The following is a 12,548-nucleotide window of genomic DNA, read 5'->3' on the forward strand; positions in this document are numbered from 1 at the left end:
TCTGTTTTATGGAATGGCAACTCGCGCTTGCGCTGATGCTCGGCGGTCTCGGGGCGCTCCTGCTTCTCGGCCTGCCGGTGGCTTTCGCCTTTCTCGCCGTCACCCTCGTCGGCGCGTTCGAGGTTCTGGGCGGCGAGCGCGGCCTTGTGCAGCTTGCGCGCAACGCTGCGCAGTCGATCGCCAATTTCCAGCTCGCGCCCATTCCGCTTTTCATCCTCATGGGCGAGCTTTTGTTCCAGACGGGCGTCGCTCATCGCGCCATAGATGCGGTGGAGCGCATCGTCACCCGCATTCCGGGCCGGCTCAGCGTCGTCACCGTTTTCGGCGGCACGATTTTTGCGGCCCTTTCAGGCTCCACCATCGCGAATACCGCGATGCTCGGCTCCACGCTCCTGCCGGGCATGCTCAAGCGCGGCTACCATCCGTCGATGGCCATGGGCCCGATCATGGCGTCGGGCGCAATCGCCATGTTGATCCCGCCATCTGCGCTCGCCGTCCTCGTCGGCAGTCTCGCCGGCATTTCGATTGCCGGGCTGCTCGTTGCCGGCGTCGTTCCGGCGCTCCTGCTCGCCGCCCTTTTCGTCGTCTGGATCGTCGGTCGCAGCATCGCCAATCCCAAGCTCGCCCCGCCGGACGATCTGCCTGAAATGACGCTTGCCGAGCGCTGGCGCCCGTTCCTGATTTATGTCGCCCCGCTTTCCATCCTCTTCGCCGTCGTCATCGGCAGCCTGCTGGCAGGTCTCGCCACGCCCACGGAATCGGCGGCCCTCGGCTGCCTCGCCGCGCTCGGTGTGGGGGCCGCCTATCGCGCGCTGACATGGAAAGGGGTCAAAAAGGCGGTCATGGAAACGGTCAAGCTTTCGGTGATGATCCTATTCATCATCGCCGCCAGCCAGACGTTTTCCCAGGTGCTTTCCTTTTCGGGCGCCACCGGCGGTCTCATCCGCACCATCTCCGCATTCGAGCTCGGGCCGACGGAAGTGCTGGTCGGCATGATCCTGCTCCTTCTTCTGCTCGGCTGTTTCGTCGATCAGGTTTCCATGCTCATGGTCACCGTGCCGGTTTTCGTGCCGCTTGCCCAAAGTGTCGGCATCAACGATCTGGTGCTCGGCGTCGTCTATCTTCTGACGATGGAAATTGGCCTGCTTACGCCACCCTTCGGCCTGCTTTTGTTCGTCATGCGCGGCGTCGCGCCGCCTGGCATCGGCATGCGCCAGATTTACGCGGCCATACTTCCGTTCGTTGTCATTAAGCTTGCCGTTCTTGCCGCACTCGTCTGGCTTCCGGGTCTTGGAACCTGGCTGCCGGCCCAGATTGCCCGGTAGGCATTAGCCTTCCGGGAAAATGGCGATCAAAGCCTGCGGGCATTGATCGCAATTTCAAGGGAGGAATTGACATGAGGAAACTGGCACTTTGCACGGGCCTTGCGGCGTTGATCGCTTCCGGTGCGGCGCTTGCGCAGGGCGATGAGGATCGCAGCTTGATTGAGCGTTCGCTCGAGTTGACGCCCACCGCTCCCTGGCCCGATGGCGATCAGGCGGGCATGGGCAACACGCAAGGGTCCGGAACCTGGATGCGCTGTGCAGCACACCTCATGAAGCCGGGAGCGAAGCTTTACGAACTCAGCCACCTCCGCTCCAACGACATGCCGATGTCGCCCTTTGGCGCGCCGCTTGCCTATGAATACCGCCCGACGGTCGGCATTCCCGGTACCCGCCATGCCTTCAATGGCGAGGATGTGAAGTCCGGCGAACCGGGCGCGCAAGGCACGCAGATGGATGCGCTCGGCCATTTCGCCTACCTCGCCGAGCCCTGGACGGGGGAGGGCGATTTTCCGGCGGATGGCGCGACCTATTACGGCGGGCGCAAGCAGTCGGAGGTGAAGCCCGCGCCGGACAGCCCCCTATTGCAACTCGGCATCGAACAGGCAAAGCCCATCGTCACCTCCGCCGTGCTTCTTGACGCAGCGGCGCATTTGAACGGCGGCGAGCCGCTGGAGCCGGGTACGCTCGTCACCGCCGCCGATATCGAGGCGATGCTGGAAGCCCAGGGGCTTACGTGGCGTGGCATCGTGCCGGGCGACGCCGTCTTCATCCATACCGGCTGGGGCACGCTCTGGGATGATGCGGAAGCGTCAAAACGCTATTACACCATGGGGCCGGGGCTTGCGCGCGACGGCGCGGAAATGCTGGCGGAAAACAACGTCGTGCTCGTCGCCCTCGACAACCCGTTCACCGATCCGGTCGCCGATGGTCAGCTTCAGGGCAAGGCCGCCCCGCCGCAAGGGATGGAGGAGGGGCTTCCCTTCGTCATCCACCATCTGAACCTTGCGGTGAACGGCATCCACAACATCCAGAACGCGCGGTTGAAGGAAATCGCCGCCGACAAGGTGTGGACGTCTTGCGCGATCATCCTGCCGATACGCTCGCAAGGTGCGTCCGGCTCGCCGGTTCGTCCGATCGCGATCGGTGCGCCGCAGGGCGGCTGATCGGTATTGCCCATGCATGGCCGCCCGGCCGAGGCACTCACGGCCGGGCGCAGTTTCGTTTGTCGGGAGAAAGGCCGGGTCTCAACGGACTATGGGGTCAGTATGCAGGTGTCGGCCTTCCTGTGATATGGCCGATTGCATTTCCAGTCGGTACCGAGAAAATCGATATGCGCATTCGCCGGTACGGCAATTTCTCTGCAAGTGCCCTGATGCTCGCGATAACCATGCTCGCACTCCCAGCCCTGGCCGATACCCGACCGCGAAAGATAACCGTTCTGCGGCACCGATATGGCTTCGCAATTGCCCTCGACTGCACGGTATCCGCGCTCGCAAGTCCAGCCCGACCCGAAGCTGTCATCCGAAAGATATGCGTGCTCGGGCACCTTGATTGGTTCGCACCCGTCGCCGACAGGACGATACCCTCTGTTGCAGTCCCATCCGTCGCCGTAGGAGCGGGTGTTCAGGTAGGCGTTTGCAGGAATTTCGATCGCGACGCAGCCACTGTTCGTAGCCTGAAAACCCCTGCGGCATTTCCAGCCAGGGCCGTGATAGCTATCTTCCAGAAATGCGTTTTCCGGAACATCTATGGTCGCGCAGGCCGCGCCCTCCTGCCGAAAGCCGAAATTGCACTCCCAGCCACCGTCGTAGCGGTTACCTGTCAGATAAGCGTTTTCGGGCGCCGTTATCGCAGCGCATATTCCGTTGTACTCGATGTATCCATCATTGCACTCCCAACCTTGTCCATAATCTTTGGTATGTGCGTTCTGAGGTATTTCAGCCGCGAACGCGCCCGATAAGGTGGAAATACATAACGCAGATACCAAGGCTGAAATAATCCATATAGATCTTGTAAAATTAAGATTTATAATTTTTTTTGAAAAAAGCGTGATTTCAACGAGTATTTTTCTCAAGTTATTCATATTAATTCTTCCCTTTGCGCGCCAAGCCTCCAGAAATACATTACAGTAAATATCAAAAAATATCTATCAATACGTCCATTGCGGATGGCATGCAGGATGCCCTTGGCCTCGGTCCGCAATCTCATGCGTGTGAGCGTCCATAAAATCCACGAAGAGGAAGGGGGTCTTTTCGATGCAAACATCGACGGGGATAACTCCCGATAATCGTTTCGACGGGATAACCCGTGGAGTGCACCCGTTTTTTGAATGGCTAACCTGGTGCTGACGCTTTAGGAATTAAAAGGCGTTCGAATTGCCGCTTCCGGAATTCTCTTTGCCCCGGATTGCCACGAAAGTGACCCTTTTCGCCGCCGGTTCCTGATATAGTTTTCGTGCGATCCGCAGCGCGTCGGATGACGTAGACGGGGGATGATCAATAGGGAAATTGCGGGATGCTGATACGGGTTCTTATGGTTTTCTCTCTGTTTTTCGGCGCTTCGGCCGTCAATGCGGCGGAAACCGGCCAGTCCGCGCATGACTTCACCTTCACCGCCATCGAGGGCCATGAACTGCCGATGTCCGATTATGCGGGCAAGGCTGTTCTGGTGGTCAACACCGCAAGTTTCTGCGGTTTCACCCATCAATATTCCGATCTTCAGGCCGTTTGGGAAAAATATCGCGACCGCGGCCTCGTCGTTCTCGGCGTTCCGTCCAACGATTTCGGCAGCCAGGAGCCGGGAAGCGAAGCGGAAATCAAGCAGTTCTGCGAGGTCAATTTTTCGATCGACTTTCCCTTGACGGAAAAGGAAGTCGTGAAAGGTGATGGCGCCCATCCGTTTTACGTCTGGGCGCGCGCTGCGCTCGGCGCGAAAGCCGCGCCCCGCTGGAATTTTCACAAGTATCTAGTCGGCCCCGACGGCCACCTCGTTGCCTGGTTCCCGACCGCCGTCAGCCCGTCGTCGAAGCGCGTGACACAGGCGATCGAAGCGCAGCTTTCGAAGGTCGGGGCGGGTAAATCCGGCTCATGACGCGGCTGTCTCCTACCTGAACAGCATCACTGGGACCTTGCACGAGCGGATCATTTCCGTCGTCGTGGATCCGATGATGAGGCTGCGCATACGCGAATGGCCGTAGGCGCCCATCACCAGAATGCCGATATCGTCGGATTCGACCGTTGCCGCAATCGCGGCTTCCGGCGTTCCCTGCACGATGCCGGAGCGCACTTCGTAACTGCCAGCCTCCAGAACGGAGCGGGCGTCGTCGAGTTTCTTGCGCGTGTCCGCCGTTTCCGCGCCGACCATGAGAAGCCTGCATTCAAGACCTGCGAACAGCGGGCTGCGCGAAACATGGTCCACCGCCTTCATGCTGCTGGTGCCGCCGTCGAAAGCGATCAGGAAACGTTCGACCGGCTTGAAGGCGCGCGATGCGACGAAAACGGGCTTTTTCGCCGCACGCACGATCCGTTCCAGATTGGAGCCAAGGTGGAGCTTGGCGAAATCGGCGGCTTCACCGCGCTTGCCGATCACCACCATTTCCGCGTTCTTCTCGAATTCGCCGACCGTCTCGACGATGTCGCCGATCCTCAGCTTTGTGGATACATCGCTTATCCCGTCGGCCTCGACGATTTCCTTGGCGTCTTCCAGGATCGCGCGGCCGCGCTTCTGGGCAAGCTTGGCCTTCTGCTCGTCCAGCGCGCTCAACTCCTCCAGAAGGGCCGTGCGTGCTCCTAGCGTAATATTACCGCTCAGGTTCGTCGGCGCGCTCGCCGTTTCCCGCCGGCCGATGACATGTAAAAGGTCGACGGCGGCGGAGGTGCGTCCGGCAATCCAAGCGGCGTGGTCGCATACGCTTTTGGAGTAGATGGAGCCGTCGACGAGGGCGATCAGCCGTTTTTCGGTGTTTTCGGTGGTCATCAGTGCCCCATCAGCTTTTCGAGTTCGCCCGGCTTGTCGTGAACGGCAAGCTGATCGACGATCGTCTCGCTCGCTTCATTAAGCCCGACGATATTCACCTCGGCCCCTTCGCGGCGGAACTTCAGCACGATCATGTCAAGTGCTGCAACGCTCGAAATATCCCAGATATGTGCGCGGCTGACGTCGATCGTCACCTTCTCCAGCGCTTCCTTGAAGTCGAAGCTCGCGGCAAAATCATCGGCGGATGCAAAGAAAATCTGCCCCTCCACGACATAGGTTCGCGCCGTTTCGTCTTCCGAAAGCTTCGAGGTGACGCGGAAAATCTGCGCGATCTTCCATGCAAAAAAGATGCCGGAAAGGAGCACGCCCGCGAGCACGCCGATGGCGAGATTATGCGTGAAGACCACGCAGATGACGGTTGCCAGCATCACCACGGACGAAGAGCGCGGATGGTCCTTGAGGTTCTTGATCGACGACCAGCTGAAGGTCCCCACGGAAACCATGATCATGATCGCGACGAGAGCGGCCATGGGGATCTGCTTCACCCATTCGCCGAGAACGACGATCATGAAAAGCAGGAATATGCCGGCGCAAAAGGTGGAAAGGCGCCCGCGCCCGCCTGATTTCACGTTGATCATCGACTGGCCGATCATCGCGCAGCCGGCCATGCCGCCGATGAAGGCGGTCGCCGTATTGGCAATGCCCTGGCCAATGCATTCCTGGTTCCGGTCGCTCGGCGTGTCCGTGAGATCGTCGACGATCTGCGCCGTCATCAGCGATTCCAGCAGGCCCACCGCCGCGACAGCCGCCGAATAGGGAAGAATGATCATCAGCGTCTCGAGGTTGAGCGGGATATCCGGAATGAGGAATACGGGCAGGGTCGAGGGCAATTCGCCCATATCTCCGACGGTGCGAAGATTGAGGCCGAGTGCTATCGAAACGGTAGTCAGCACGATAATGCAGATGAGCGGAGAGGGGATGGATTTCGTGACGAGCGGAAAAAGATAAATGATCGCAAGGCCCGCCGCGACCATGACGTAGGTAAGAGATGGCACGCCGATAAGCTCGGGAAGCTGCGCCATGAAGATCAGGATCGCGAGCGCATTGACGAAGCCGGTCATCACGGAGCGGGAGACGAAGCGCATCACATAGCCAAGCTTCAGGAGACCCGCGCCGATCTGTAGGAACCCGGCGAGCACGGTCGCCGCCAGCAGGTACTGCAGCCCGTGCTCCTTGACCAGCGTGACCATGAGTACGGCGGTTGCGGCGGTCGCGGCGGAAATCATTCCGGGTCGCCCGCCGGCGATTGCCGTGATCACGGCTATGGAGAAGGAGGCGTAGAGCCCGACTTTCGGATCGACACCGGCGATGATCGAAAAGGCGATTGCTTCGGGAATGAGGGCGAGCGCGACGACGAGACCGGCGAGCACATCCGCGCGGATATTGCCGAACCACTGCTGGCGATAGGCATCTATTGAGGGCATGGACCGTCCGAGATCAAAACATGGCATGGCGCGGATCGGGGAGGACAACCCGCGCACAAACAAGCCGTTTCCTGGAGATTCCGGCGGATAAGCGGCCGGAGGAGCCACCCGGAATTTCACCGGGTCCTGATGAGTTGCATGGGGAATACTACGGATTTATGCCGCGACGCAACATGAGGGGCGCGCAAATCTCGTGCAATCAGATCGCTTTCGTGATCGGAATTCGGCTCAGAATCAAAGTTCTGGCAGTGAAAATTCGTGCTGCAGGGGCCTGTCTGCCCGGAAGAAAGCTGGTCGTCCCGCTCTCAGCGAACCTGAAGCGCGGCTATATGCTCATGAACGCGGTCCGCGCCGACTTCCGACACCCGGATCAGATGGTCGAAGCGGGTCGTAAGCGCACGGATCTGGTCCACCGAATGGGTGACCAGATACATGCTGCCGAGGTAGATGGCCGCTCGCTTCGGCCCGAATATGGTGAGGGGCGCGCAAAAATGCTGCCGCCCGTCGTAGAGAAATAGCCGGAACGTCGGGTAAAGTTCATCCAGAAGCTCCGCCATATACAAAAGCTGCGCCTGTCGTTCCCCGCGCGGGAGGCCGCCCCATATGCCGGTTCCCGACGCGAGATCTTCAAGGCGCTGGCGAGGCATCACCACTTCCATGTCCGTTTCCGGCCGGCGCGAATAGTCGAGCTGGCTTTTTGTCTGGTCCGATTTCGCATCGAGAAGGGCGGGCTGAACCTCGCCGAACTCGTATCGCAACAGCGCTTCGGTGCGCAGGAGATCGGGCAGCGTCGCTGGCACGTAACGGATCTTGTGGCCGATCGCCTCGCGGTGCCATTCGGCAAGCTTCGGCTCGTGCGCGCCATTTCCCGAAAGCTCGATGCCGATTTGTGGGGCCACTTCGCCTAGCGCGCTTTCGCTCTGGCTCAGGCCCAAAAGCCAGTCGACGCTGACACTTTCGGCAATGGCAATGGCGCTCAGAGTTTCCGCTCTCGGCAGGCGCGCGCCGTCCTTGTTCAGGAATTGGCTGAGTGCCGATCGATCGAGGCCGCATCGCTTTGCGAAAGCCGACAGCGTGAGCGATTGCCTTTCAAGAAGCTGGACAAGGCGTGAGCGGAAGCTTTCGGCGATCTGGCGTTTGTCGGGGGCGGGGCGAGCCATCGTGCGTGATTTCCGGTTTCTTGTTTCGCAACAATATTATTTATTTTATCAACATTTGTTGCGTAAACACAGCAATATTGGTGATCGGTTGCGCACTGACTCATTGTGACGCTGCGGTAATTATGGCGACCTCAATCGAGAAGCGATTGGAGTTGCTGGATGATTCGGAAGCTTGCGCAGGAAATCGAGTGGCCCACGGTCGCGCTGATCCTGGCCTGCTACGCGGCCTGGTTCTGGCTGACCCTGGGCAGCGGGCAGGGTCTTGCCGCGCCTTTGTGGGTCGTCGCGACCGGACTCGTCACCACGCTCTACTGGTCGCTGACGCATGAGGTCGTCCATGGCCATCCGACGCGCAACGCTTGCGCAAATGCGGCTTTGGTCTTCATTCCGATCGGATGGATATTTCCTTTCGGGAGGTTTCGCGACACGCATCTTGCCCACCACGCCACGGGTGAGCTGACAGACCCGTTCGACGATCCGGAAAGCTGGTATCTTGCGAGGTCGAGATGGAAAGAACTGTCCCGCCCGTTGCAGGCCGTGCTTTCCTTCAACAACACGCTGGCCGGCAGGCTCCTGATCGGTCCTGCCGTTTCGACATTGAGGTTCGTCTCGTCGGATGTCCGGCTCGTGTCGAAACGGGATGCGCCGGCCCGCCGGGTGCGTCGGTGCTGGTGGTTACATCTTCTTTCGGCCGGTGCATTGGCACTGTCGATGGCGCGATGGTCCGCCATCCCGTTCTGGCAGTTCGCGGCGGCCACATACCTTGGGTTTTCAATTCTGCTAATACGCACTTTCGCCGAACATCAGGCCGCGAAAGGTGAAGGGGAACGGACGGTTGTCATCGAGGATCGCGGGCCGCTCGCCTGGCTCTTCCTCTTCAACAATCTGCATGCAGCTCATCATCATCGTCCCGGCCTTGCGTGGTATCGCCTGCCGGCTTTTTACCAGCGCCATCGCGAAGTACTGCTTACCGGGAACGACGGATATGCCTATCCATCCTATTTCGCGCTCATGCGGCGGCATTTCCTGAAGGCCAAAGAGCCCGTGGCGCATCCCTTCACGCGTCGGCGTGATGTGTGAGGCACGAAAAAGGCCGGCGAAACGCCGGCCCGGATAGTTTCTTTCGATGCGGATCATTCCGGCTGCTGGTATCGGGCAATCCGTTCCAGAGCGTCATGCGCCTGATCGAGGGAAGGTGATGAATCCACCTCCGCCGTATCCGCCCCCAAGTCATTGAGAATGCCGTAAGGCCGCTTTTTCCGCCCCGTTGGCGCTTGCACCCCCGGCGCTTCGTTCGACAGAGCGTCCTTGTCACCCGCCCAGTGGTCGACCCACCGCAAAGACCAGCTCATCACAAACCCCCTCGTCGCTTCGCTCGATCAACCGATCCCGAAACATGCGTCACGACTTCGGGATCAAAAGTCCGATCGGTATCAAAACGTTGAAGCATCCCGCGCCCGGTCAGCGCGGCATGTTCAAGGTGTGCTGCCGCCTATTTTACATAGGCCGCCTCCGTGTCGATCCCATGACCTTATGCGATCGAATTCGAAGGCGCTGTTGAACACTTGGTGATCACGCTAGCGTTACCCAACGGGAGAAACGCGATTTTTCGCGCAGTGAAATGCTGCTGATTTAGGCGGTCTGGCGACAATCGCCCCGGCCCTGCGGAGAAGGGCGATCAGCAGCGGTTGGGGCGCTGCGGGCCGAGGTCGATATCGCATTCGCTCGTCAGCGCGCCGACTGCCGCGCCGCCGATCGCGCCGACCGCCGCACCCGCAAGCACGGGCCCACCGGCCGCCACGGCGATACCGGCGCCCGCAAGACCACCTATTCCCGCGCCCGAGGCGCCGCGTTCGAAGCGGCTCGATCCGCAAGCCGCAAGCCCAAGGGCAAGGCCGCAGATGACGAGCGTATTCAGGATTGGCTTTGCACGCATGTCGTACTCCTTCAAGCCGCACCCCCCGTTTCGCGGCAGAAGGTAAAGGAAATATTTAAATCATTGGTAAAAAGCCGCAGTCGCCGCGGACGAAATTCCGGCTCCGGCGGTACCGCCCACATTCCGTGGTCTATTGATACGCGCGGGGGCTTCGACTAAGACTGCCCGCCAGTTTCCCGCAATCCGGAATCCACGGAGCACCAAGTCCCGAAATGGCGCGCCAGTTCATCTATCACATGCACGGTCTGACGAAGACCTACTCCGGGGGCAAGAAGGTCCTCAACAACATCAACCTGTCGTTCTATCCGGACGCCAAGATCGGCATTCTCGGCCCCAACGGCGCCGGCAAGTCGACGCTTCTGCGCATCATGGCCGGTCTCGACAAGGAGTTCACGGGCGAGGCCTGGGCCGCCGAGGGAGCCAAGGTTGGCTATCTGCCGCAGGAACCTCAGCTCGACAGTTCCAAGACGGTTCTGGAAAACGTGATGGAAGGTGTCGCCGAAAAGAAGGCGATTATCGACCGCTACAACGAACTGATGATGAACTACTCCGACGAAACCGCGGAGGAGGGCGCAAAGCTCCAGGACATCATCGACAGCCAGAACCTTTGGGACCTCGAGGCCCAGGTGGAAGTGGCGATGGAAGCGCTGCGCTGCCCGCCGGGCGACTGGGGCGTCGACAATCTTTCCGGCGGCGAAAAGCGCCGTGTCGCGCTTTGCAAGCTTCTGCTCGCCGAGCCGGACCTTCTGCTTCTCGACGAGCCGACCAACCATCTCGACGCCGAAACGGTCCACTGGCTTGAAAAGCACCTGCGCGAATACAAGGGCTCGGTGCTGATCATCACCCACGATCGCTACTTCCTCGACAATGTCACGGGCTGGATCCTGGAACTCGACCGGGGCAACGGCATTCCCTACGAGGGCAACTACACGGCTTATCTGGAAGCCAAGTCCAAGCGCATGGAGCAGGAATCGCGCGAGGATGCCGCCCGCCAGCGCGCCCTCGCCCGCGAGAAGGAATGGATGGGCATGAGCCCGCGCGCGCGCCAGACCAAGTCGAAGGCGCGTATCCGCGCCTACGACGAGCTGTTGAAGAAGAACGAGGAGCGGCTGCAGTCGTCGAACGCGCAGATCGTCATTCCGGCAGGTCCACGCCTCGGCCAGAACGTCATCGACGTCGAAAACGTCACCAAGGCCTACGGCGACAAACTCCTGTTCGACGATCTCACCTTCAAGCTGCCTCCCGGCGGCATCGTCGGTGTGATCGGGCCGAACGGAGCGGGCAAGACGACGCTCTTCCGCCTGCTGACCGGACAGGAGCAGCCGGATGAGGGGGCGATCGAGATCGGGGAAAGCGTGAAGCTTGGCTATGTCGACCAGTCGCGCGACAAGCTTGATCCGAACAAGACGGTCTGGGAAGAAATATCCGAAGGCAACGAGGTGATCTACCTCGGCAAGAAGGAGGTCAACTCGCGCGCCTATTGCTCGTCCTTCAATTTCAAGGGCGGCGACCAGCAGCAGAAGGTGGGCTCGCTTTCCGGCGGCCAGCGTAACCGCGTTCACCTCGCCAAAGTCCTGAAGTCGGGTGCGAACGTCCTGCTGCTTGACGAACCGACCAACGATCTCGACACCGAGACGCTGGCGGCACTCGAGGAAGCCTTGGAGGATTTCGCCGGCTGCTGCGTGGTCATCAGCCACGACCGCATGTTCCTCGACAGGCTGGCGACGCATATCCTTTCGTTCGAGGGCGACAGCCACGTGGAGTGGTTCGAGGGCAACTTCGAGGACTACGAGGCCGACAAGATCCGCCGCCTCGGCCCCGATGCCGCGAACCCGAAGCGGATCAAGTACAAGCCGCTGACGCGGTAACGGTGAAAATGACGGCGGGCCAGGGCCCGCCGTTTTGACTTGCGGACTTTGTGCCGGATTCTATTTGCCGCCGCTTGCCTGCTCGGCGAGTTTCTTGCGGTATTCGGCGGTTGGCAACCCGCCAACGCCCCAGTTGTCCATTTCAACCTCGTCGATGACGACGACCGTCGTAGCCGGGTTCTTGTTGAGGACGTTCACAAGAAGTTCCGTCGCGCCCTTGATCAGCGCCTTTTTTTGTTCTGCGGTAACCCCTTCACGTGTGACCTTGATATTCACATAGGGCATGAGTGCTCTCCGTTGCGAGTTGCGGTCGGCGCTGGCGCCGATGGTTTCGCAAGGAAGCTAGAAAGGCTTGCGTCAAGTTTGAAGCGGCACGCGGCCGATAGCGTGATTTTCCGGTTTCGGTATGGTAACCGGCCGCTCGAAAAAAGTGTCTGTTTCAGTCATTTCCGATGACGCCGGAATCGGTGTCGTCCGGGTCGATATGCCGTCCGCAGCCCCATTCCGTCAGCACGAAGTTCATATGGTCGATCACGAAAAACCGGGCGGCGTCCCGGTCGTAGCCTTCTTCCAGCAAGGCGTCGTATTCGGTGTGGGCGTGACGCACTCTTGCCGTCGTGGCCTGCCAGATGGCGATCGATGGCGGCAGGTGCCGCAGGTGGCGCGATTGAGCCATTTCCAAAATCGCCTGCGCATCGAGATAAGGCACGCGCGGAACGAGACGGCCGAGCACCCTGAAAATTTCCCGCTGGCGCCTGGTCCCGCCGCTCATGTTCCCCTCGCAAAAGACTTCCAGACCG

General features: G+C 60.2%; 13 protein-coding genes and 1 other annotated feature. Of the genes, 5 read left to right on the plus strand and 8 right to left on the minus strand.

The window, feature by feature from the left end; translation table 11 throughout:
* The first annotated feature begins 8 nt into the window (after positions 1 to 8).
* Positions 9 to 1,325, plus strand: coding sequence for a TRAP transporter large permease (locus HPQ64_RS08740; RefSeq protein ID WP_172887963.1), 1,317 nt, complete (start codon positions 9 to 11; stop codon positions 1,323 to 1,325).
* Positions 1,326 to 1,396: 71 nt separating this feature from the next.
* Complete coding sequence (locus tag HPQ64_RS08745) at positions 1,397 to 2,488, plus strand: cyclase family protein (protein WP_172887964.1); 1,092 nt, start codon at positions 1,397 to 1,399, stop codon at positions 2,486 to 2,488.
* Between the two features lie 89 nt (positions 2,489 to 2,577).
* Here the strand turns inward: HPQ64_RS08745 and HPQ64_RS08750 are convergent, their stop codons facing one another.
* On the minus strand, positions 2,578 to 3,408 hold the full coding sequence (locus HPQ64_RS08750; protein WP_172887965.1) for a hypothetical protein: 831 nt from the start codon (positions 3,406 to 3,408) through the stop codon (positions 2,578 to 2,580).
* A gap of 431 nt (positions 3,409 to 3,839) precedes the next feature.
* Here HPQ64_RS08750 and HPQ64_RS08755 point away from each other — a divergent pair, with 431 nt between their 5' ends.
* Positions 3,840 to 4,415: a glutathione peroxidase gene (locus HPQ64_RS08755; protein ID WP_172887966.1), complete on the plus strand. Its 576-nt coding sequence runs from the start codon at positions 3,840 to 3,842 to the stop codon at positions 4,413 to 4,415.
* A gap of 12 nt (positions 4,416 to 4,427) precedes the next feature.
* On the opposite strand, the gene HPQ64_RS08760 is transcribed toward HPQ64_RS08755, so the two are convergent.
* The 3 genes from HPQ64_RS08760 to HPQ64_RS08770 all read right to left on the minus strand — a co-directional run bounded on the left by HPQ64_RS08760 (position 4,428) and on the right by HPQ64_RS08770 (position 7,944).
* On the minus strand, positions 4,428 to 5,300 hold the full coding sequence (locus HPQ64_RS08760; RefSeq protein ID WP_172887967.1) for a universal stress protein: 873 nt from the start codon (positions 5,298 to 5,300) through the stop codon (positions 4,428 to 4,430).
* A complete protein-coding gene (locus tag HPQ64_RS08765) occupies positions 5,300 to 6,784 on the minus strand; it encodes a SulP family inorganic anion transporter (protein WP_172887968.1) in 1,485 nt (494 codons plus the stop codon). Before HPQ64_RS08765 ends, HPQ64_RS08760 begins: the two co-directional genes overlap by 1 nt.
* Positions 6,785 to 6,858: 74 nt before the next feature.
* Positions 6,859 to 6,914 (minus strand) — a sequence feature (sul1 is cis-regulatory element that is thought to sense ions involved in sulfur or methionine metabolism; They are found in Alphaproteobacteria).
* A gap of 175 nt (positions 6,915 to 7,089) precedes the next feature.
* Entirely contained in the window at positions 7,090 to 7,944 is an 855-nt protein-coding gene (locus tag HPQ64_RS08770; protein ID WP_172887969.1) for a helix-turn-helix domain-containing protein, read from the minus strand.
* A 159-nt stretch (positions 7,945 to 8,103) separates the two neighbouring features.
* On the opposite strand from HPQ64_RS08770, the gene HPQ64_RS08775 reads away from it, so the two are divergent.
* Positions 8,104 to 9,024 (plus strand): fatty acid desaturase, encoded by a 921-nt coding sequence (locus HPQ64_RS08775; RefSeq protein ID WP_172887970.1) that lies wholly within the window; start codon positions 8,104 to 8,106, stop codon positions 9,022 to 9,024.
* A 53-nt stretch (positions 9,025 to 9,077) separates the two neighbouring features.
* Here the strand turns inward: HPQ64_RS08775 and HPQ64_RS08780 are convergent, their stop codons facing one another.
* Together HPQ64_RS08780 and HPQ64_RS08785 are read right to left on the minus strand one after the other, a co-directional pair.
* Complete coding sequence (locus HPQ64_RS08780) at positions 9,078 to 9,296, minus strand: hypothetical protein (protein ID WP_172887971.1); 219 nt, start codon at positions 9,294 to 9,296, stop codon at positions 9,078 to 9,080.
* Positions 9,297 to 9,622: 326 nt separating this feature from the next.
* The gene (locus HPQ64_RS08785) at positions 9,623 to 9,880 is read right to left on the minus strand and encodes a hypothetical protein (protein ID WP_172887972.1); all 258 of its coding nucleotides are present in this window, start codon (positions 9,878 to 9,880) and stop codon (positions 9,623 to 9,625) included.
* Between the two features lie 212 nt (positions 9,881 to 10,092).
* On the opposite strand from HPQ64_RS08785, the gene ettA reads away from it, so the two are divergent.
* The gene (gene ettA / locus HPQ64_RS08790; RefSeq protein ID WP_172887973.1) at positions 10,093 to 11,748 is read left to right on the plus strand and encodes an energy-dependent translational throttle protein EttA; all 1,656 of its coding nucleotides are present in this window, start codon (positions 10,093 to 10,095) and stop codon (positions 11,746 to 11,748) included.
* A 60-nt stretch (positions 11,749 to 11,808) separates the two neighbouring features.
* Here ettA and HPQ64_RS08795 read toward each other — a convergent pair whose 3' ends face one another.
* Positions 11,809 to 12,033: a tautomerase family protein gene (locus tag HPQ64_RS08795; RefSeq protein ID WP_172887974.1), complete on the minus strand. Its 225-nt coding sequence runs from the start codon at positions 12,031 to 12,033 to the stop codon at positions 11,809 to 11,811.
* Positions 12,034 to 12,187: 154 nt separating this feature from the next.
* Positions 12,188 to 12,520 carry a DUF2293 domain-containing protein gene (locus HPQ64_RS08800; RefSeq protein WP_172887975.1) on the minus strand — a complete coding sequence of 111 codons (333 nt, stop codon included), beginning with the start codon at positions 12,518 to 12,520 and terminating at the stop codon, positions 12,188 to 12,190.
* Positions 12,521 to 12,548 lie beyond the last annotated feature (28 nt).

The sequence above is a fragment of the Hongsoonwoonella zoysiae genome, from assembly GCF_013266695.1.
In the GTDB taxonomy this organism is placed as follows: domain Bacteria; phylum Pseudomonadota; class Alphaproteobacteria; order Rhizobiales; family Stappiaceae; genus Hongsoonwoonella; species Hongsoonwoonella zoysiae.

Bases quoted from the DNA above. Each gene is read 5' to 3' on its own strand.
- HPQ64_RS08740 (WP_172887963.1), top strand. From the start codon at position 9: ATGGAATGGCAACTCGCGCTTGCGCTGATGCTCGGCGGTCTCGGGGCG.
- HPQ64_RS08745 (WP_172887964.1), top strand. From the start codon at position 1,397: ATGAGGAAACTGGCACTTTGCACGGGCCTTGCGGCGTTGATCGCTTCC.
- HPQ64_RS08750 (WP_172887965.1), bottom strand. From the start codon at position 3,408: ATGAATAACTTGAGAAAAATACTCGTTGAAATCACGCTTTTTTCAAAA.
- HPQ64_RS08755 (WP_172887966.1), top strand. From the start codon at position 3,840: ATGCTGATACGGGTTCTTATGGTTTTCTCTCTGTTTTTCGGCGCTTCG.
- HPQ64_RS08760 (WP_172887967.1), bottom strand. From the start codon at position 5,300: ATGACCACCGAAAACACCGAAAAACGGCTGATCGCCCTCGTCGACGGC.
- HPQ64_RS08765 (WP_172887968.1), bottom strand. From the start codon at position 6,784: ATGCCCTCAATAGATGCCTATCGCCAGCAGTGGTTCGGCAATATCCGC.
- HPQ64_RS08770 (WP_172887969.1), bottom strand. From the start codon at position 7,944: ATGGCTCGCCCCGCCCCCGACAAACGCCAGATCGCCGAAAGCTTCCGC.
- HPQ64_RS08775 (WP_172887970.1), top strand. From the start codon at position 8,104: ATGATTCGGAAGCTTGCGCAGGAAATCGAGTGGCCCACGGTCGCGCTG.
- HPQ64_RS08780 (WP_172887971.1), bottom strand. From the start codon at position 9,296: ATGAGCTGGTCTTTGCGGTGGGTCGACCACTGGGCGGGTGACAAGGAC.
- HPQ64_RS08785 (WP_172887972.1), bottom strand. From the start codon at position 9,880: ATGCGTGCAAAGCCAATCCTGAATACGCTCGTCATCTGCGGCCTTGCC.
- ettA (WP_172887973.1), top strand. From the start codon at position 10,093: ATGGCGCGCCAGTTCATCTATCACATGCACGGTCTGACGAAGACCTAC.
- HPQ64_RS08795 (WP_172887974.1), bottom strand. From the start codon at position 12,033: ATGCCCTATGTGAATATCAAGGTCACACGTGAAGGGGTTACCGCAGAA.
- HPQ64_RS08800 (WP_172887975.1), bottom strand. From the start codon at position 12,520: ATGAGCGGCGGGACCAGGCGCCAGCGGGAAATTTTCAGGGTGCTCGGC.